Annotated in this window: 19 protein-coding genes and 1 other RNA gene; 2 read left to right on the top strand and 18 right to left on the bottom strand. The window is 45.7% G+C overall.

The genetic code is table 11. The annotated features are described in order from the left end of the window. Positions 1-327: 327 nt before the first annotated feature. The 14 genes from M3636_RS28410 to rpoE form a co-directional block, all read right to left on the bottom strand. A complete protein-coding gene (locus tag M3636_RS28410) occupies positions 328-597 on the bottom strand; it encodes a pro-sigmaK processing inhibitor BofA family protein (RefSeq protein ID WP_128099824.1) in 270 nt (89 codons plus the stop codon). A gap of 32 nt (positions 598-629) precedes the next feature. Beyond that, positions 630-908 (bottom strand): DUF2508 family protein, encoded by a 279-nt coding sequence (locus M3636_RS28415; RefSeq protein WP_251384691.1) that lies wholly within the window; start codon positions 906-908, stop codon positions 630-632. 270 nt (positions 909-1,178) lie between these two features. Continuing rightward, positions 1,179-1,778: a recombination mediator RecR gene (recR, locus tag M3636_RS28420; protein ID WP_128099822.1), complete on the bottom strand. Its 600-nt coding sequence runs from the start codon at positions 1,776-1,778 to the stop codon at positions 1,179-1,181. 34 nt (positions 1,779-1,812) lie between these two features. Continuing rightward, positions 1,813-2,124 (bottom strand): YbaB/EbfC family nucleoid-associated protein, encoded by a 312-nt coding sequence (locus M3636_RS28425; RefSeq protein ID WP_024628773.1) that lies wholly within the window; start codon positions 2,122-2,124, stop codon positions 1,813-1,815. 49 nt (positions 2,125-2,173) lie between these two features. Further along, positions 2,174-3,934: a DNA polymerase III subunit gamma/tau gene (gene dnaX / locus M3636_RS28430; RefSeq protein WP_251384692.1), complete on the bottom strand. Its 1,761-nt coding sequence runs from the start codon at positions 3,932-3,934 to the stop codon at positions 2,174-2,176. A gap of 175 nt (positions 3,935-4,109) precedes the next feature. Next, positions 4,110-4,377: signal recognition particle sRNA large type (gene ffs / locus M3636_RS28435), an RNA gene on the bottom strand. Between the two features lie 264 nt (positions 4,378-4,641). After that, positions 4,642-4,839: a 50S ribosomal protein L31 gene (gene rpmE, locus M3636_RS28440; RefSeq protein ID WP_056698168.1), complete on the bottom strand. Its 198-nt coding sequence runs from the start codon at positions 4,837-4,839 to the stop codon at positions 4,642-4,644. Positions 4,840-4,942: 103 nt separating this feature from the next. Continuing rightward, positions 4,943-6,217, bottom strand: coding sequence for a radical SAM family protein (locus M3636_RS28445; protein ID WP_251384693.1), 1,275 nt, complete (start codon positions 6,215-6,217; stop codon positions 4,943-4,945). A gap of 65 nt (positions 6,218-6,282) precedes the next feature. After that, entirely contained in the window at positions 6,283-7,608 is a 1,326-nt protein-coding gene (gene rho / locus M3636_RS28450; protein ID WP_056698164.1) for a transcription termination factor Rho, read from the bottom strand. A gap of 468 nt (positions 7,609-8,076) precedes the next feature. Next, positions 8,077-9,330, bottom strand: a complete 1,254-nt coding sequence (locus M3636_RS28455) for a UDP-N-acetylglucosamine 1-carboxyvinyltransferase (protein ID WP_251384694.1) — start codon at positions 9,328-9,330, stop codon at positions 8,077-8,079. Between the two features lie 147 nt (positions 9,331-9,477). Next, positions 9,478-10,332, bottom strand: coding sequence for a class II fructose-1,6-bisphosphate aldolase (gene fba / locus M3636_RS28460; protein WP_056698160.1), 855 nt, complete (start codon positions 10,330-10,332; stop codon positions 9,478-9,480). Between the two features lie 260 nt (positions 10,333-10,592). After that, positions 10,593-10,979: a response regulator gene (locus M3636_RS28465; RefSeq protein WP_056698157.1), complete on the bottom strand. Its 387-nt coding sequence runs from the start codon at positions 10,977-10,979 to the stop codon at positions 10,593-10,595. A 224-nt stretch (positions 10,980-11,203) separates the two neighbouring features. After that, positions 11,204-12,808 (bottom strand): CTP synthase, encoded by a 1,605-nt coding sequence (locus tag M3636_RS28470; RefSeq protein WP_128099818.1) that lies wholly within the window; start codon positions 12,806-12,808, stop codon positions 11,204-11,206. A gap of 490 nt (positions 12,809-13,298) precedes the next feature. Continuing rightward, a complete protein-coding gene (gene rpoE / locus M3636_RS28475) occupies positions 13,299-13,871 on the bottom strand; it encodes a DNA-directed RNA polymerase subunit delta (protein ID WP_128099817.1) in 573 nt (190 codons plus the stop codon). 422 nt (positions 13,872-14,293) lie between these two features. Here rpoE and M3636_RS28480 point away from each other — a divergent pair, with 422 nt between their 5' ends. Beyond that, a complete protein-coding gene (locus tag M3636_RS28480; protein WP_128099816.1) occupies positions 14,294-15,448 on the top strand; it encodes a S8 family peptidase in 1,155 nt (384 codons plus the stop codon). Further along, entirely contained in the window at positions 15,448-15,675 is a 228-nt protein-coding gene (locus M3636_RS28485; RefSeq protein ID WP_251384695.1) for a hypothetical protein, read from the top strand. Before M3636_RS28480 ends, M3636_RS28485 begins: the two co-directional genes overlap by 1 nt. Positions 15,676-15,701: 26 nt before the next feature. Here the strand turns inward: M3636_RS28485 and argS are convergent, their stop codons facing one another. From argS to M3636_RS28505, 4 genes are all read right to left on the bottom strand, one after another. Next, on the bottom strand, positions 15,702-17,381 hold the full coding sequence (gene argS, locus M3636_RS28490) for an arginine--tRNA ligase (protein ID WP_128099814.1): 1,680 nt from the start codon (positions 17,379-17,381) through the stop codon (positions 15,702-15,704). Next, positions 17,378-17,803, bottom strand: coding sequence for a YwiB family protein (locus M3636_RS28495; protein WP_128099813.1), 426 nt, complete (start codon positions 17,801-17,803; stop codon positions 17,378-17,380). Before M3636_RS28495 ends, argS begins: the two co-directional genes overlap by 4 nt. 334 nt (positions 17,804-18,137) lie before the next feature. Continuing rightward, positions 18,138-18,437 (bottom strand): DUF6171 family protein, encoded by a 300-nt coding sequence (locus M3636_RS28500; RefSeq protein WP_251384696.1) that lies wholly within the window; start codon positions 18,435-18,437, stop codon positions 18,138-18,140. A gap of 4 nt (positions 18,438-18,441) precedes the next feature. After that, on the bottom strand, positions 18,442-19,923 hold the full coding sequence (locus M3636_RS28505) for an alpha-N-arabinofuranosidase (protein WP_251384697.1): 1,482 nt from the start codon (positions 19,921-19,923) through the stop codon (positions 18,442-18,444). Positions 19,924-20,217: the final 294 nt, after the last annotated feature.

Raw genomic sequence — 20,217 nt, forward strand, 5'->3', positions numbered from 1 at the left:
TCTCCAATAAAGTATTGAAAAGAGCGATTAGCTCATTTTGAATCTGACGAGATTAAAAATCTCATTTTGTTCATCCTGCAAGCAGGATGATTACTCACTCGTTGTTCAGTTTTCAAAGATCAAACTTGATAATTTTCTTCATTTACCGTCACCATTTTGTCTCAGCGGCGACTTTTATAATATACCATGCTTCGTATGTTTCAGTCAAGCATTTTTTTGAAATTCTTTTTTCGAGCTCTTTCGAACTCATTAATCTCTACAAAATGTCTCAACCAAGCAAGCAAAGCAACGAGATATAATGTATCACAGAAACACATGAAGAGTCAACTACCCAAACAAAGAAATTTTCAAGCCCAATAATAATCCTACTCCAGGCAGCCCGAGAATACTCACTGTACCTATTGTGGCAGGATTCAGAGGGATGTATGACCCTGTAATCCATCCAGAGTAATTAACGATATAGATCCCCACAGCAGCTAGCACAAGATGAATTCCGAAAGATGTAAGCCAAGCGAGTCCGATTCGTTTCTTAAACAGGATGATCAACAGCGCTAGTAACGATACAATAAGCACACTTCCTAGTATTACACTTTTCATGATATCCCCTCCATCTCATTCAGTTAACTCATTTACCCACTGAGGCCTCGATCCATCATCACTGCCCCATCCATTTCAACCCGCTTAGCTCGCTTCAAATGAATCTGGTACTTTCGCTCAGCCGCTTCTAACACATAGATCGCATAATCAATCTCATCCTCCCCTTGCGCCTCTTCGAACTGCCTCACTGCTCTCTCCCATTCCAGCTTAGCCTTTTGAATATCAGTGTAAATCTGTTCTGCTTCTCGTTCCTTCAACACTTGCGTATGTCTATCATTAGATGAGCGCCTGCCACTTTTCCAAAACAACATAAGCTCTCCCCCTCCAGATCTGAAACAGCATATCTCATACATATCAAGGAGAGGACAAACTTAGAACTTAATCCACGAATATTCCTGCACACAGGCTTCCAAGTCTCAATATCACCACATTCGCTCCTTAAGGCCACCTACCTACATATCCAGTAAAAACAAAAAAAGAGAACCCCGGAGGGTTCTCTGATTAAACCGGTTTACGTTGCTATACTCATCAGTTATTAAAATAACACATCGAATACCATCCTTCAGATCATAACTAGGCGTTCAACGCACCTCTCTACGACCCTCCAGCGCTTTGGATAATGTTACTTCATCTGCATACTCCAAGTCTCCACCAACAGGCAACCCATGAGCAATACGAGTTACCTTAATTTCGAAAGGACGAACCAACCGGGAAATATACATCGCTGTAGCCTCTCCCTCAATGTTCGGGTTCGTTGCCAGGATTAACTCCTGTACTCGTTCATCACTCAACCGAGTCAGCAATTCCTTCAAACGAATGTCATCCGGCCCAATACCCTCCATAGGAGAGATCGCACCTTGCAAGACATGATAATATCCATCAAATTCTTTCGTACGTTCCATAGCCACCAGATCTTTAGAATCCTGAACAACACAGATGACCGAATTGTCCCTCGATTTATCCTGACAGATCCGGCATGGATCTGTATCTGTGATATTACAGCACACAGAACAGTAATGAAGGTTACGCTTCACACTGACAAGTGCTTTGGCAAAGTCAATAACATCGTCTTCCTTCATGTTAAGCACATGAAAAGCTAATCGCGCCGCTGTCTTAGGTCCAATACCCGGCAAACGAGTAAAGGCATCAATTAGCTTGGCTATCGGTTCGGGATAATACAATCGATTGCGTCTCCTTTTACAGGATCAATTTAAATTAAAATAATCCCGGAATTTTCATACCGCCTGTGAATTTACCCATATCTTGATTGGCAATCTCATCAGCTTTGGTCATAGCATCATTTACAGCAGTCATTACAAGATCCTGCAGCATTTCTACATCTTCTGGATCTACTGCTTCAGGTTTGATTGTAATAGCAAGCAATTTCTTATGTCCGTTAACCTCTGCTGTCACAACGCCACCACCAGAAGTACCTTGAACCGTTTTGTCCGCAAGTTCCTCTTGTGCTTTCAACATTTGCTCCTGCATTTTCTTCACTTGTTTCATCATTTGGTTCATGTTATTCATATCTTTTCATCTCCTTAGGTATAGTTATCGCACCAGGCGTATAGTAAATCTATTCCTTAATCACAACAAGATCCTCACCAAATAGCTGAATGGCTTCATCTATCCAAGGCTGCTTGCTGCCTGAACCTCCATCTTCATGCTCAGGTTCAAGCTTAAAGTCCTCCTTTGGCGCTTCAGAAGCTCCTTCCATTGCACCAGTCCAATCCTTGAGCATCATCGTCACCAGACGTGCTGAACGTCCAAGCTGTTCAGACAGCACACGTTCAATCACTTCACGGTTAGCCTGCTTCTCGGTCGTTTCGCGATGGATGTTATTTTTGAAAGCCACTAATACGTTGTCTTCCAACAAAGATACCGGTTCACCGTCCATAAACCAAGCATGAACTGTGACTTTCTCCTCTTTTACGCGTTGCAAAATCTGACTCCACTTCTTGCTGATCTCCATAAACTCAGGCGATCCTTTACGCGTAACGTACTGATCCAACTGCGCGGGCAACTTCGCCGGCGAGTTTCCTCTAGACACAGGAGCACGTGTCGCCGGACGAGAAGGGCTGCTTGAGGCAGATTCCCCACCAGATAACCCACTCTTAAGTGCGCGATCTAGTTTCTTCTCAAGCTCAGCAAGCTGTTGCTTCAACCTGCCGATCTCTCCACTATCGGCCGATGGCGCGGTAGATCCAGAACTCGACGAAGCTACCACCACCTGATCAGCCACTGCACCTTGCGCTGGAATACTGCATAGCTTGAGCAACGCAACTTCAAATAGCGTCTGTGGTTGGACTGCATATTTCATCTCACTCTGGTACCGATTAAGTGTATCAATCATTTGGAACAACTGTTCCTTAGTGAATGATTCAGCCATATCTCGGAATGACTCCGGATTGAGTACACGATCCGTTAGCTTATCTGCATCTGGTACCATCTTAATCATAAGCAAATCACGGAAATAATAAAGCAAATTCTCCATGCATTTGTCCGCACTTTTGCCTTCATGCATAAATCCTTCAATCATCTGCAGAATATGACCGACATCACCCTTCAACAGAGAGGCAGCCAGCTTCGCAAATTGTTCAGATGGAATCCCACCCGTCATATCCATGACCTGCTGATAGGTTACCTTCCCATCCGTAAATGAAGAGATCTGATCCAGTACGCTAAGCGCATCCCGCATACCCCCATCAGACAGACGGGCAATATATTGAAGCGCGTCATGGTCAGCTTCCATACCTTCTTGCTCACAAATTAGAGCCAGGCGTGCTGTCTGTTCCTCCAACGACACTCGGCGAAAATCAAATCGCTGACAGCGAGATATAATTGTAGCCGGTAGACGATGGGGTTCTGTTGTTGCCAAAATAAACATAACATGCGGAGGAGGTTCTTCCAACGTTTTAAGTAGCGCATTGAATGCCTCTGTCGTCAGCATGTGTACTTCATCGATAATATAAACTTTCTGCCGAACCTCGGTTGGCGCATATTTAACCTTTTCCCGAAGATCACGGATCTCTTCAACACCACGGTTGGATGCCGCATCAATCTCTTGTACATCCATGACCGAACCGGTTGTAATCCTCCGGCATGCTTCGCACTCGTTACAAGGCTCAGGCGCAGGTCCGCGTTCGCAGTTCACAGCTTTGGCCAAAATCTTGGCAGCACTTGTCTTTCCCGTTCCTCTAGGGCCACTAAACAAATAGGCATGGGAAGTCCGCTGTTCACGAATCGCGTTCTGCAAGGTCTGAATAATATGCTGTTGCCCCACCATATCTTGGAACGACTGGGGACGCCAAGCCCGGTATAACGCGATATGCTCCATGATGCGTTACCTTCCTTCCACTTCGCATTCGAGTCCTTTGTCGTTCCCCCATTATACTATATTCCGGGGTGAATCCAAACTTTATCTGACCCATTTCTGCGTGGTTTTTTTGTAGACATATCAAAAAGACCTCTGCATACATACAACTGCAAAGGTCTCTAATTCTAATCGTAAGCCGTGCACCTGCTATCGATAATTGCGATCCAAGTGGCACCCCTGAACAATAGCTCAGGCTAGGCAACCCTCCGGCACAAGAGTGATCTCACTTATGGCTGCTTCCTTCCGGACCTGACCAGGTTCATGAGTACTCATTGCGGAGGACCCAACCGTCAACACCACGTTCAGGGACCAAACCTCACATCGACAAAACCTCTAGCAGGAATTCAACCTCGCTGTAGCGGATTGCGAGTTACAGGGCACCGCTACCTCCCCATCTAGCACGGTAAGAAATAGTATAACGTAAGGGAATATAAAATGCAACCAGAGGGAAATTGGGAAAGCTGAATCATTGTTACCAATCGCTCTAGAATGCGGCTCGGCCTACATCAGGATGTTGAAGACTAGGCTTTAAAAAATCTAGAAACTAGTTTCCTTATCGTTAATCCTTCTCCACTGTCCCTACGCAAAAAAACATATAAAAACCCCTACCGAGTTGGCAGGGGTGGTTTTGGATGCAATTAGCAGACAATTCCCTAAGAATTGCTGAATTAGATACCGTATTTTTTCTTGAAACGATCCACACGACCGCCAGCATCGATAAACTTCTGTTTACCAGTGAAGAACGGGTGGCACGCGGAGCAAATCTCTACACGAAGTCCGTCTTTAACCGAACCAGTCTCAAAAGTATTACCGCATGCGCAGGATACTTGACCAATCGTGTATTTAGGATGAATTGCTTCTTTCATTACCTTTCACCTCTTTCCGCCCTGAGCCTCAAGCGGACCCAGAGTAAATGGCACAACTCCGAAGATTATAACATGGCATAATGCCAGTTGCAATCCATTATTATCAAGAGGTGATTAGACGCTTAGGACGTGCCATTCCAGCTGGTGGAACATGTGTAAACGAGCCAATCACAACATCAGGCAACTCTTCTTGGAAGATCTCGATCATCTGCTTCATTCCCAGTATGTCACCTTGAGCCGGAGGAATCAGCTCCAAATAACTCTCAGGGTCAATATTGAGGTTACGCATCTGAATGAGACGTAGTTTAGTTCTGCGTGCAAACTCAACCATCGCTTCAATCTCTTCCTCACGATCCGTTACACCAGGGAAGATCAAATAGTTAATGGAGGTGTATACACCTTGTTCAGCGGCATACTTCATGGATTTCTCGACATTTGCCAATGTATACCCACGAGGTTTGTAGTAGGCATTATAGTGATGATCCAAAGCGCTAATTGTACTTACGCGCATGAGATCCAACCCCGCATCTACAATACCTCTAATATGATCATTCAATCCAGCATTCGTATTAATGTTGATGTATCCCATATCCGTGATGGAACGCACTTCACGAATAGCTTCAATAATCAATTTCGCCTGTGTAGAAGGTTCACCCTCACAGCCTTGTCCAAAACTGATAATGGATTCCGGTGTTTTCAAATGCTCCAGCATGACTTCAACAATTTCATCTACACGTGGACGGAAATTCATACGTGTCTGCGGAGATACAAAACCACTGTCATCAGGTTGTTCTGAAATACATCCGAAGCAGCCGGCATTACAGGAGTATGATACAGGCACGCCGCCTTCCCAACGATTCAGGAACGTGTTGGATGATGTTAAGCATTCATATCCAAGGGCACAATTCGACAAATGAGTATACAGGCGATTTTCCGGATATTTTTTCGTCAAATGATTCACACCTGACTTCACATCATCCCGGTCGCAGTTAAGCGGATTCCACTTATCTGGACTATCCGACTTCGCAGCCGTGACATAGAAACCGCCATCTTTCCAGACAACTGCGGAATAACCGAACAAAGGCAACTTATACTCTTTGTCTGTCTTCACATAACCTGGCAGGCACAACCGGGTGAAGCCTTGTGGCAACAACGCACCTACAGCTTGTGTATCACTAGGCATTGGCAACATCTCGCCCGTATCGGGATCCATACCAATTGGACGAGTACTCGGCAATCCCACCAATGTCGCACCATCCGGCAGAGGAATAAGCTCATCCTCCATAATTTCAACAATCATATCACCACTTCGTGCAAGTCCATACAAGGACGGGTGATCAAATACATTACCTTTTTCATCTGCGTATACTAAATACATGATGTTCTCCTCACATCTATATGGGTTAAGCCTAAACGACGAGTGTCCAATCAGCCCATAATCAACTAGGTTGTTGTTGCTGATGTGGCTGTTTGTCTTGGTGAACGACGGGTAGTTGTTGTGCCTGAATTACTCGTTGGATTATTGGCTGCTGCATCAAATGCGGCAAGGAACTCTGCATTGGTTTTGCTGTTACGCAGCTTTTTCAAGAAGCTCTCAACAAAATCATGTGAGTCATTCATATTTTTCCGAATAGTCCAAATTGTATCCAGCTCTTCTTTGCTAAGAAGCACTTCTTCACGACGAGTACCCGAACGACGAATATCAATCGCAGGGAATATACGGCGCTCTGCCAAACGACGATCCAAATGAAGCTCCATGTTGCCCGTCCCTTTGAACTCTTCATAGATAATATCATCCATACGAGAACCGGTATCAATCAGAGCCGTCGCCAGAATAGTCAGGCTTCCTCCCTCTTCCACGTTCCGCGCAGATCCAAAGAAACGTTTAGGACGATGGAATGCCGCAGGATCAATACCTCCACTAAGCGTTCGACCAGATGGCGGAATAACCAAGTTGTATGCACGAGCAAGACGTGTGATGCTATCCAGCAAGATAACGACATCTTTTTTGGCTTCTACAAGACGAAGCGCACGCTCCAGCACCAATTCAGCAACTTTAATGTGGTTTTCAGGCAGCTCATCAAACGTAGAAGCCACAACTTCACCTTTAACCGAACGAGACATATCCGTTACTTCCTCCGGACGCTCATCAATCAACAGGACAAATAGTTCAATTTCAGGATTGTTCGTTGAGATGCTGTTGGCGATTTCTTTAAGGAGAAGTGTTTTACCTGCTTTGGGAGGTGCTACGATCAATCCGCGCTGACCCAGACCTACTGGAGCAAGCACATCCATAATGCGAGTGGACAAATGGTTGGGGGATGTTTCGAGAACCAGTTTTTTCTGCGGATATAATGGAGTTAGTGCAGGGAAATGAAGTCTTTCCGCAGCGGCCGAAGGATTCTCTCCGTTTACAGCATTGACTTGCAGCAAGCCGAAGTACCGTTCATTTTCTTTTGGCGTCCTACATTTACCCGATACGAGGTCACCCGTTCTTAGGTCAAATTTACGAATTTGCGAAGCCGAGATGTAAATATCCTCTGTACTTGGCAGGTAGTTAATCGGTCGTAGGAATCCGTACCCCTCTGGGAGAATTTCAAGTACACCTTGCATAAACATCAAACCACTTTGTTCAGCTTGTGCACGTAATATAGCAAAGATTAATTCTTTCTTTTTCAATTGACCGTAATATGGAATTTGATATTTTTTGGCCAGTTTGTAAAGGTCCGTTAATTTCATTTCTTCCAAATCGGAAATTTGTAGATCCATATAATAACCACCTATTCAATTAATAAGTCCGTGAAATGGATAGTTTCGCTAGATGCTCCGGCTATGGAGAGCAGTATAACACCGCGTTCTCTTCTGTCCATTGTACGGAATGTAACCGCTATAATGCAAATACTTGTCTTTGGATGTAAGTTCCGGGCGGGATGGCTATATACACAGCACTGTCCGCTAGTGAGTGAACACAAAAGTCATGAGGCGTTCGATCCGGGTAACCGGCCAAGAAGCGCAGTTCAAACAAACCGGGGGCTTGAGGAAAGGGAATGATCTCAGTTCTTACAGCCATATGATGTCTAATCCAAAAAAAGACCCTCCGGCCAAGGGGATTTTTCATTTCACCTGGTTCCGGAGAGGCTGAGAACTATTAGTATAGGTTTACCCATTTGTTGAAAGGTTATGCAGTTCTGTAAAAATAATAACTGTATTGCTGTAAACTTGCAATATGTCGTTCGTTTACTCCGTCTCACGCCACACATCTGCACCTAACAAGCGCAGATTAGTAACGAGATGATCGTAACCACGATCGATAAATTCAACTCCTGTTACTTCAGTCACACCTTCACTAACGGTGAGACCTGCGATCACCAGCGCTGCTCCAGCGCGCAGATCGGATGCTTTTACCTTAGCCGCATTCAAAGGACTACCTTCGATAATCGCAGAACGTCCTTCTACACGGATTTTGGCACCCATACGCACGAGCTCCGGAACATGCTTGAATCGATTGCTGTATACAAAATCACTAAGGACACTAACGCCCGTCGCTTGTGTTAACACACTCGTCATCGGGGATTGTAAATCTGTAGGGAAGCCAGGATACACCAGGGCCTTCACATCAACATGGTTATACGATGCTTGTCCAATAACTCGGATGCTCTCGTCCAGTTCCTCGATGCCAACGCCCATCTCAATCAGCTTTGCTGTCAAAGCTTCAAGATGTTTGGGAATGACATTATCAATCAGAACGTCTCCACGTGTTGCTGCCGCAGCAATCATGTACGTACCCGCCTGTATACGATCCGGGATGATCGAATGGCGACAGCCTTTCAGTTCAGATACCCCTTCAATACGAATGGTTTCTGTTCCTGCACCCTTAATGCTTGCACCCATAGAGTTCAAAAGTGTTGCTACATCTATAATCTCAGGCTCTTTAGCCGCGTTTTCGATAATTGTAGAGCCTTTGGCACGAGTTGCCGCCAGCATAATATTAATGGTTGCACCTACGCTACTTACATCAAGATAAATCTTAGCTCCGCGAAGCTCTTTGGCATGCAGATGAATGGAACCATGTTCGTTTGTAACCGTTGCGCCAAGCGCTTCAAATCCTTTGATATGTTGATCAATCGGACGAGGTTCAAAGTTACAACCTCCAGGTAAACCGATGGTCGCTTCTTTGAAACGCCCAAGCAGCGCACCCATCATATAGTATGAAGCACGAAGTTTCTTCACAGGCCCATTCGGCATAGGAATGGATTTAATATCGGAAGGATCGATTCTCATCTGACTGCCTTCCCAAGTTACACGAGCCCCGAGTTCCTCCAAAATTTCCGCATATACGGCCACATCACTCAAAAGTGGCAGGTTGTCAAGCACGACCTCTGACTCGGCAAGCAATGCTGCAGGAATAAGCGCAATGGCGCTGTTCTTGGCGCCGCTTATAGTTACAGTTCCCTGTAACGGACGTCCGCCACTAATCATCAATTTTTCCATAAAGCTTAATGTCCCCCTACGTGTTTTGCAGCCGATGAACGGCAATACGTGCTGATGGCTAACGATGTAGAAATAAGGTGTGAAAATGGAAAGACACCGGCTAGGCGGTGTTCTTCCATTTCACAGTATGGAACTGTTTGAGATAAATTACGCTTTGTTGTTAGAACCAAACTCGCGGATTTTACCTTTAACTGTTTCTTTGATTGCGTCACGGCCTGGTACGATGAACGTACGTGGATCGTAAGCATTTGGTTTAGCTGCAAGCACTTCACGAACTGCTTTAGTGAAAGAGATTTGGTTCTCTGTGTTCACGTTGATTTTGGAAGTACCCAAGGAAATTGCTTTATCGATATCGTGTTTAGGAATACCTGTACCACCGTGCAATACGAGTGGAACTTGTACCGCGTCACGAACTTCTTCCATTTCTTTGAAGCCGAGGTTTGGCTCGCCTTGGTAAGGACCGTGTACGGAACCCAGAGCTGGTGCCAAAGTGTCGATACCTGTTTCTTTAACGATACGGATACACTCGTTCAGGTCAGCGTATTGAATACCACCGATAACGTCGTCTTCTTGTCCGCCTACAGTACCTACTTCAGCTTCTACAGAAACGCCTTTAGCGTGTGCATATTCAACTACTTTTTTAGTCATTTCGATGTTCTCATCGATAGAGTGGTGAGAACCGTCGATCATAACGGATGTAAATCCAGCGTCGATCGCTTCTTTACATTTGTCGAAGCTTGAACCGTGATCCAGGTGAATAGCAACTGGTACGGAAATTTTCATGTCGATCAAGAGTCCTTCTACCATTTTAACTACAGTAGTAAAGCCACCCATGTGACGTGCTGCACCTTCGGAAACACCCAGAATTACTGGGGACTTTTCTTCTTCAGCAGCAGTAAGAATTGCTTGAGTCCACTCAAGGTTATTGATGTTGTATTGACCAACTGCATATTTTCCTTCGAGTGCTTTGTTCAACATGTCTGTCATAGATACTAATGGCATGGTTTCAATCCTCCTAGGGGTTTGGGTTATGTCTATGGTTTTTAGCCGAAATCACATACGGGCTTATTATACCACATCCCATGTCAAATACTAAACATGCATTTGCAAAAATGCTGTGCTTTGCAGCACAGTTTTCATAGATATCACATGACGGCATCATCAATTTCAATATTCCCTGAAAATTTCACTGGAATACCTTGGATTATTGCAATCGTTATATTGGGTTATTTATAGACAAAAAAATCCTGTTTCCACAGGATTCAGCTGCATTTATTGGCGGTATCATTTCGCAATTGCATATTGACGGCAACACGCATCTCATCGATATCAAACGGTTTCGTAAAATGCATGAGTGCTCCAAGATCGGTGGCTTCCTTAATCATATCTAGCTCCCCATAAGCCGTCATCATGATGACTTTGATGTTGGGATCTATCTCTTTAATATGCTTTAAAATTTCCAGACCATCCATGCCAGGAATTTTCATATCGAGCAACACGAGATCAGGTTTGTCGTTATTTACAATTTCAAGTGCAACCTTACCATTAGGCGCTTGAAATGTATTATATCCCTCACTGCTGAACACTTCCATTAAGAGGATACGAATCCCGTTTTGGTCATCAACAATCAACAATTTTTTATTTTCCACTGTGTAACCTCCTGGATTTAGGAAAGCATAAACGTCCGAATCTGGATAACTATCCCATAGTCGTCATGATAAGTATTCTACCTCTTCCAGTAAAATCCTTCTCCAGGTTCAAATTGTCGAAAACATTTTATGCCATTCGTGACTTCTCAGAGCATAACGAAAGGGGATGTCCCATCCTCCCGTAAATTACGAGCGGATGGAGACATCCCCTTATCATAAACAACTTACTTCTCAGCGTTCTCCAACGAAGCTTTCACAAACTCACGGAACAACGGTTGTGGACGATTCGGACGGGAAGTGAATTCCGGATGGAATTGTACTGCCAGGAACCACGGATGTCCCGGAAGTTCAACGATCTCTACCAAACGGCCATCTGGAGATGTACCGGAGATAACCAATCCTGCTTTCTCGATAGCTTCACGGTATTCATTGTTGAACTCATACCGGTGGCGATGTCTCTCATACACGAGCTCGTCATCATAACAAGCCATTGCCAAAGATCCTTCTTGAAGCTTACAAGGGTACAGACCAAGACGCATCGTACCACCCAGATTTTCAATATCTTTTTGCTCTGGCAACAGATCGATTACTGGGAATTCAGTAGCTGGATTGATCTCCGAGCTGTTAGCACCGTTCAAACCAACGATGGAACGTGCATATTCAATAACGGAAACCTGCATACCGAGGCAAATACCGAAGAACGGAATATTTTTCTCACGGGCATAACGGATTGCCGATACTTTACCTTCAATTCCACGATCTCCGAATCCACCAGGAACAAGAATACCACCCACGCCATGCAACAGGTCGCCTACGTTCTCATCTGTAATATCTTCGGAATGAACCCAGCGAATCTTCACCTCTGCGTTGGATGCAAATCCAGCATGAGACAATGATTCAACAACGCTCAGATATGCATCGTGAAGCGCTACATATTTACCAACAATTGCAATCTCAACCGTGCGTTGCAATTTGCTGATCCGGTCAACCAACCCTTCCCACTCGCTCATATCCGGTGCAGGAGTAGTCAGCTTCAGGTGGTTTACCACGATCTCATCCAAGCCTTCTTCACGCAGGTTAAGTGGCACTTCATACAATGTGCTCGCATCGCGGCATTCTACCACGGCGTTCTCATCAATGTCACAGAAGAGCGCGATTTTGGCTTTCATGTCTTTGGACAGCTCGTACTCAGTACGGCAAACGATAACGTTTGGCTGAATACCGATGCTGCGCAATTCCTTCACACTGTGCTGTGTAGGTTTTGTTTTCACTTCACCCGCAGCCTTGATGTATGGGATCAGCGTTACATGGATGTACATTACATTGTCACGACCTACATCGCTCTTGATCTGACGAATAGCTTCCAGGAAAGGCAAGCTCTCGATGTCGCCCACTGTTCCGCCGATTTCCGTAATTACAACATCCGAACCAGCTTCACGGCCAGCGCGGAATACACGCTCTTTGATCTCGTTCGTAATGTGTGGGATAACTTGTACTGTACCGCCCAGATATTCACCGCGACGCTCTTTGCTGATTACGGAAGAGTACACTTTACCCGTTGTAACGTTGCTGTTTTTGGAAAGATTGATATCAATAAACCGTTCATAGTGACCCAGATCCAAATCCGTTTCCGCGCCATCGTCTGTTACGAATACTTCACCGTGCTGATACGGGCTCATTGTTCCCGGGTCAATGTTAATATATGGGTCAAATTTCTGGATTGTTACCTTGAGTCCTCTGTTTTTCAGCAATCTGCCCAGCGAGGCAGCCGTGATTCCTTTGCCCAGGGAGGACACAACTCCGCCCGTCACGAAAATATACTTTGTCACTGTTATTACCCTCCTAATATAAGTACAGAAATTCAGGCGATATATGGTGTTATCGTAACCCGTTTCCCAGGTAATCATCGTTAAAAAGAGCAATGGTAGAAATTCCCTACATCTACGAACTGCTCTTTTTCACGAAGACCGTTTAAACAACGCTGCTTTACAACAAAATGGTGCAAATTTTCCGAGAGCCTTAATCCGGGTTCGTCCCCTACAGGACATCAATCAAAAAAAATCGATTGGCGTTTTTTTATATACAAAAACGAACCCCGGACGTTAACCGGGAGCATGCGGAAATCAATTCTTTTTGCAAAATTCTGCCTCTAAAAATACAAAAAAAAGTACTCCCGCAGGACGGGGCACTTTTATAAAAAACATAAATATATTGTCGCTCATTCATAAGCCCATGCAATAGTTTACCCGCTACCCCATCTGCTTGTCAAGGATGTCTGTCGGGGTAAAACGGGTAAATTATTGACATTAAAAATGACGTTTACTTATTGGAATCGTCGTCAAAATCATCCTCGTTTTCGGACTCTTCTTCATCGTCTTCGTCGAGGTCTTCATCTTCCAAATCATCATCTTCAACTAGAACTTCTTCATCGCTATCATCTTCATCGAAGATGTCATCTTCGTCATCATCATCGTCGTCATCTTCGTCCTGATCATCATCAGTATTGTCGAAGTCTTCGTCGCTGTTGTAGCTATCTTCCTCTTCACCGAAGTCCTCATCTTCCAGATCATCATCTTCATCGTTGATGATACGTGGACGTTTCGCACCCGTCATGGAATCTTCCGTTCCAGCAACCGGATACCAGCGTTTCAATCCCCACAGACTCGTACCGACACAAGCAAAGCGTCCATCGATATTAATCTCGGTATATAGCTGGGCGATAAACTCGTTGATTTCTTCGTCAGTCATTCCGCGCTGCTTCGCTACCTCATTCATCAAATCCCGGTAGTAATACGGCGTATTTGCCGCTTTCAGCACCATAAAGGCGAGGTCAACCAAAGGAATCTCTCTTACCTTTTCCTTATCAATTTTTAAGTTGAGTGAGGTACTCACTGACAGACACTTCCTCTCACACATTAATTCACTTTATATCCCTACGAACTGGATCGTTACGTATAACATATCCATTAACAAAACTAAGTAAAACCTATTTAGCGTTAAAAAGCAAGTTTTTATGTACGTAGATTAGATAAATAATATGGAAAGCAACTTCAACGACGCCATTCTACAGAAGGTGAGCAAAAATGGAAAAAGACGGAGTCCCCTCCGTCTTCTGACTGTATACCCTCGTAGGATCGCTCCTTACCAAGGTTCCCCGCAAGAGCCCTCTAGCCCTCCATCCATCATATGTCCCTGCGCCCTTTTTGACACGAAGTGAGGGACTTTTTATAAAAAAAGGGCAAGTTCCCCATGCGGCAGGCTGAGCGCATTCATAGAATACCTCAGCATGTTCATCCCGAAGGGGGCTGCCCATAATGGACTATACCGGCTTATTGCATCATTTAGTTGAAGGAATGAAAAGCCCTGAACCGGAACAGGCGGGGCGGTACCTTATCCGGTTCAACCAACCAAGACACTATGAAGCCTGTCTCATGGAACTTTCGAGAATGCGGAGCGAGTTCTCCGATCTCAAGGCAGTGCGTTCATCCCGTCTTGCACGCTCCATTATCGCGAATGTAGGCTGCCCAGAGGAATTGAGTCGTTATGGCGCTGACATCACATTGGAAGAGGATCATTCCATCTCGCTTCATGCCACTGCGCTCCATAATAAACCAACCAGCGTTCAAGGCGTGCCCTGGGGAGTGAAGCAGATTCGTGCACCTAAAGTATGGTCTGTCTCCACAGGACATCGCATCAAAATCGGTGTAATTGATACTGGTGCTGATTATCAGCACCCCGATCTGCGTTATTCACTGGCACGTGGGATTAATCTGTTGAATCGCAGTTTACTGCCACATGATGATAACGGTCACGGAACTCATATTGCAGGAACGATTGCAGCAGCCAACAGCACGGCTGGCATGATCGGAGTAGCCCCTCGGTCTTTGATATATCCAGTAAAGGCATTTGATCATAACGGATCAGCTTATGTATCCGATATCGTACTCGGCATTGACTGGTGTGTGCGTAACCGGGTAAACATCATCAATATGAGCTTTGGCATGAAGACTCGCAGCAAGGCTCTCCTTGATGTGGTTAATCGGGCATACCATGCCGGCATTGTTATCGTGGCCTCGTCAGGGAACGACGGCAAACGCCGTAGCATTGATTATCCAGCAAGGTATCCGCAGACGATATCTGTGGGTGCAACGGACAAAAACCGGCGTATTGCGTCCTTCAGCAACCGTGGTGCATATGTAGATGTCTACGCACCTGGCGACAAGATTGTATCTTCATGGGTGCAAGGCAAGCATCACGAGATGAGCGGCACTTCCATGGCTACTTCTCACGTAAGTGGCGCGATCGCACTATTACTTGCCAAGCATCCGGGTCTTTCGCCCAGCGAAATTAAAACGCTGGTCAAGCGCGCCACCGTGCCACTGCGCGCGCGTAAAACAAGCGCCGCGAAGACGAAGGTACGCGGCGGCGAGATCGACGCCCTCCGGCTTATGCAGGAGGGCGAGGCATAATGCACCGACCGCCACCGCCATCGGCTGATCAAGCCTTGAAGCTTCTGTATACCGCGAGCATGCGGTATACAGAAGCTTCAAGGCTTGTACACGCGGCGGTGGCGGTCGGTGCAGCCCCGGGGTGCAAGCACGGCACGCTTATGCGTCCATCTGCTTGCACTGCAAAAAGTCCCCATGCTCACGCTGCATTGCAAGCGTGGTGCATGGGGACTTTTTGCCAAGCCTAGGCGGCAATGCGCCGCCGCGGCATGGGTTACATTTTGTCTGGTGCGGATACGCCAACCAGACGAAGCGCTGTTGCGATAACGGTGCGCACAGCACCGATCAACGCCAGACGCGCTTGCGTTTGTTCCGCGTCTTCCGTAATGACGCGCTCTGCACGGTAGTAGCTGTGGAACAGGGATGCCAGCTCATATACGTAACGGATCAAGCGATGTGGCGCATATCCCGTAGCTGCAGTGGCAATCTCTTCTGGCAGCTCGCCCATTTTGCGGAGAAGATCAAATTCATGTTCTGTTGTCAGCTTAGATAGATTAATCTGAGAAATTGGCAACAGCTCGATACCTTGTTCTTCTGCTTGACGGTATACACTGCATACCCGAGCATGTGCGTATTGCACATAGAATACCGGGTTTTCATTAGACGTCGAAATAGCAAGGTCCATGTCAAAGTCCAGATGGGAATCCATGCTGCGCATTGTGAAGAAGTATCGAATGGCGTCAATGCCTACTTCATCCATCAGATCTTCCATCGTTACGGCTTTACCCGTACGCTTGGACATTTTCACTTTCTCACCGTTCTGGAATAAGCTAACCATCTGTGCAATCAGCACGACCAGTTTATCCGGATCGTTACCCAGTGCTTGCATAGCAGCTTTCATCCGTGGAATATATCCGTGGTGATCGGCTCCCCAGATGTTAATCATTGTGTCGTAGCCACGAGCATATTTATCACGGTGGTAAGCGATGTCTGGTGTCAGGTAAGTGTACGTACCATCATTCTTGATCAATACACGTTCCTTGTCGTCACCATATTGCATCGTTTTCAGCCAAGTTGCGCCATCCTTCTCATAGATCTCGTCGCGGTCACGTAATTCATCCAGCACGCGAAGCACTTCGCCATTATCGTACAGGGAAGTCTCACTGAACCAGATATCAAAGTTAACGCGGAAGCGATTCAAGTCGCGTTTGATCTTATCCAGTTCCTTCTCCAGACCATAGTCACGGAAGTAAGCGGCACGATCTCCTGGATGCATGGACAGCAAGCTGTCTCCCTTCTCGGCAACCAATTCCTTCGCAAACCCTTTAATATCTTCACCATGGTAGCCGTCTTCTGGCATCTCAGCATCTTGGCCTAGCTCTTGCAAATAACGTGCTTCAATGGAGCGAGCCAAATTAAACACTTGGTTACCCGCATCATTAATGTAATATTCACGCGTTACATTGTAACCCGCATAATCAAGAATATTGCACAGCGCATCACCTACAGCTGCTCCACGGGCATGTCCCAGATGCAGGCTGCCTGTTGGGTTGGCACTGACAAACTCCATTTCGACTTTGCGTCCTTCACCAACATTAATTCTTCCGTAATTCTCACCCTGCTCTTGTACAAGCTCCAGCACAGGATAGAGGTAGCTCTTGTCCAACTTGAAGTTGATGAAGCCTGGCCCAGCAATCTCAGCCGTCTCAATGCCAGCATCCGCCAGATCCAGATTGGCGATAATCTCTTCCGCAATCTGACGAGGATTGCGCTTAGCAATCTTGGTGAGCTGCATCGCAGCATTGGTTGCTAGATCACCGTGGGATTTGTCCCGAGGTACTTCAAGCGTGATGGCAGGTAACTCATCCTGCGTAACGATTCCAGCAGTAACGATGGCATTGCCGATCGCCGTGCTTACCCGTTCATTAATTGTATCTAGTGGATTACGTGTCATGAAATTGGTTCCTCCTGTATATGCAAACTAATCGCGAAATGTCCGGATTCTTCGTCAAAGCGGTAAAAGTCGTAGCTCCACGCTGCGCGTGCGTTCAATCCCTGAATGGAAAGTTCCAGCTCCTGTGTATGCGTGGACAAGGCAAACGCCATGTAAGGGGAACGATAAAAGCCCGGAAGCTTCCGGTTTAATTCAAACGTCTGCTCCGATTCCACCTCGCCGTGACGTATAATCTTGATGGATTGTCCGCCCATTTTCAATGTTGTTCGGGTAATACCACCTTCTGGGCCAGTCTGTGGTTCCTGGTAACGAACATAGAGAACAGACCCTTTCAGCACAGCTTCACCCTGCATTTCCTGCAGCACATCTTCACCTTCATAGCGGCTGTGCAGCCGGATCTGAACCGGTCGCATGTTCGACATGAATGTTAACCTCCATTATATTCGAGGCGGCGCCAAAAACGAGAGGCTGATCTAACCAAGCCCTTCCCGTATCGTTGTACCGCTATACGCACTTATATTACCGGATAGCCTTCTATCCTACACTCTACTGTATAACTATATCCAGTTCACCCGCTCAATTCAAATCCAAATTCAGAGTTTTTGTTCTCAAGCAGCAAAAAAGAAGAGCAGCACCCTATGATATGCCCCCTTACAGTATCAGGTTTTATTTTTCACCTGCCTGCTTAGCGAGGACAATTCATTCAGCGCAGCTCTCATTCTCTCATTAATATAGTAATTAAGATTAGGGCTTCAATCAGATCCATCGTGAATTATACGGGAATGGACAGGTCGAATCTAGCAATTTGGCACGTACCTGTACCAAACAACCACAATACCGACAAGTGCTACCGTACTGTAATGCCGGACAGCTGTAACAGGAGGATAATCTCCGCTCATATTCGGCATCTGCAACAACAGGACGTGAACGTGAGGCCAGCTCCACAAGACGCGCTAGCTTGGCTTCACTAATCTGTATATCATATTGATCATCGCAACCTTTGCAAAGCGAACGTTCAGATTTCTGACCTGTTTCCATAGATAAACGGCTGTTCATAGCATTATGCCTTGATTGCGATGACTCCAACAGATGCCGGCGGCAATACGAAACGCAATTGACCATTTCCGAGCGTAATACCCTTCCATTCTGATGGAGTAACGTTCTCTGGCTGCTCAAACGTATTAAATGCACCAATCTCCCCGTGGTGCAGAATGCGTCCTGAGGCAACGGAAGAATCGGTAGCTTGCAATTGACACACCACTTCCAGCTCATCCGTATGACTGAGATTACATGCGGTCACATGAATTACACCTTCCTGATCACGTGATGCAGACAAGCTAAGCTGTGGGATTGTATCTTCACCAAAAGTATATCCAGGGCTCTCATAATTCAGCTCCAGTCGCTCCGCGTCCATATGAACCTGGTACATATCAAAGACATGATATGTTGGCGTAAGGATCATCTTCTCGCCTTCAGTAAGCACAAGTGCTTGCAGCACATTCACGATCTGTGCAAGGTTTGCCATTTGCACCCGCTTGTTATACTTATTGAATAAATTCAGATTGATACCTGCTACCAGGGCATCTCTCATTGTATTTTGCTGATAGAGGAATCCTGGATTGGTTCCTGGCTCCACGTTGTACCATGTGCCCCACTCGTCGATAATCAGACCGACTTTACATTCAGGGTCGTACTTATCCATAATCTCAGAATGTTTCACAATTAATTCTTCCATATGAAGTGTGCGCTTCAACGTCTGGAACCAATCACTTTCATTAAAACCAGTCGCTTCACCTTTATCCTGCCATACGCCCGTTGGGAGAGTGTAGTAGTGTAAGCTGAGTCCACTCATATGCTGATGAGCTTCACGCATTAATACTTCTGTCCAATGATAGTTATCCTCATTTGGCCCACATGCAATTTTGTAAATCTGATTATCGGAATAATTGCGCACATATGTGGCATATCGGCGGTATTCGTCAGCGTAATATTCTGCTCGCATATTGCCGCCGCATCCCCAGTTCTCGTTACCTACCCCAAAGTACGTCAATTTCCATGGCTTTTCTCGACCATTGCTCTTCCGCCAATTGGCCATTGGTGATTCGCCGTCAAACGTCATGTATTCCACCCATTGTTGCATCTCTTGAACTGTACCGCTTCCGACATTACCGCTAATATAAGGCTCCGTTCCAAGCAATTCACACAGTCTCAGGAATTCATGAGTTCCAAAATGATTGTTCTCCTCAACGCCGCCCCAGTTCGTATTGATCATTCGTGCACGTTCACTCAGCGGCCCAACGCCATCCTTCCAGTGGTACTCATCGGCAAAACAGCCACCAGGCCAACGGAGCACCGGAATATTTAGCTTTTGCAGTGCTGTTAATACATCATTTCGAATGCCCTCAGTATTCGGAATAGGTGAGTCTTCTCCGACCCATATTCCCTCATAAATGCAACGACCCAGATGTTCAGAAAAGTGCCCATAGATATTGCGATTTATTAATCCTTGATTGGAATCTGCCTTTAAAGTAACGTTAACCATTAATTCAACCTCCTAGAAAGTATATTGTTATCGCTTACAATATATCTTTTTTGAACAGGTTTCAACCATTAATGTGACACTGCAAATAGACCCTTCCGTGCTTCTAGTGGCTGGAGAGAGTCTACTTATCCTTCTATTCAATTCGAGAGCAACGTTAGAGTGTGTTTACCCTACTCATTTTTGAAATAACATCCTTATAATTCCAATATAATTCTTCGTTTAATGCAATATACGCGGCAAAATATTTTGGCACATAGACAAACTGAAGCGTTTCGATCTATCTCTCGTCTCATT

The organism is Paenibacillus sp. MER 99-2 (assembly GCF_023714095.1).
GTDB lineage: Bacteria > Bacillota > Bacilli > Paenibacillales > Paenibacillaceae > Paenibacillus.

Coding starts and splice junctions, on each gene's coding strand:
- M3636_RS28410 (WP_128099824.1), bottom strand. CDS start 597: ATGAAAAGTGTAATACTAGGAAGTGTGCTTATTGTATCGTTACTAGCG.
- M3636_RS28415 (WP_251384691.1), bottom strand. CDS start 908: ATGTTGTTTTGGAAAAGTGGCAGGCGCTCATCTAATGATAGACATACG.
- M3636_RS28425 (WP_024628773.1), bottom strand. CDS start 2,124: ATGAATAACATGAACCAAATGATGAAACAAGTGAAGAAAATGCAGGAG.
- dnaX (WP_251384692.1), bottom strand. CDS start 3,934: ATGGAGCATATCGCGTTATACCGGGCTTGGCGTCCCCAGTCGTTCCAA.
- rpmE (WP_056698168.1), bottom strand. CDS start 4,839: ATGAAAGAAGCAATTCATCCTAAATACACGATTGGTCAAGTATCCTGC.
- M3636_RS28445 (WP_251384693.1), bottom strand. CDS start 6,217: ATGTATTTAGTATACGCAGATGAAAAAGGTAATGTATTTGATCACCCG.
- rho (WP_056698164.1), bottom strand. CDS start 7,608: ATGGATCTACAAATTTCCGATTTGGAAGAAATGAAATTAACGGACCTT.
- M3636_RS28455 (WP_251384694.1), bottom strand. CDS start 9,330: ATGGAAAAATTGATGATTAGTGGCGGACGTCCGTTACAGGGAACTGTA.
- fba (WP_056698160.1), bottom strand. CDS start 10,332: ATGCCATTAGTATCTATGACAGACATGTTGAACAAAGCACTCGAAGGA.
- M3636_RS28480 (WP_128099816.1), top strand. CDS start 14,294: ATGGACTATACCGGCTTATTGCATCATTTAGTTGAAGGAATGAAAAGC.
- M3636_RS28485 (WP_251384695.1), top strand. CDS start 15,448: ATGCACCGACCGCCACCGCCATCGGCTGATCAAGCCTTGAAGCTTCTG.
- argS (WP_128099814.1), bottom strand. CDS start 17,381: ATGACACGTAATCCACTAGATACAATTAATGAACGGGTAAGCACGGCG.
- M3636_RS28495 (WP_128099813.1), bottom strand. CDS start 17,803: ATGTCGAACATGCGACCGGTTCAGATCCGGCTGCACAGCCGCTATGAA.
- M3636_RS28500 (WP_251384696.1), bottom strand. CDS start 18,437: ATGAACAGCCGTTTATCTATGGAAACAGGTCAGAAATCTGAACGTTCG.
- M3636_RS28505 (WP_251384697.1), bottom strand. CDS start 19,923: ATGGTTAACGTTACTTTAAAGGCAGATTCCAATCAAGGATTAATAAAT.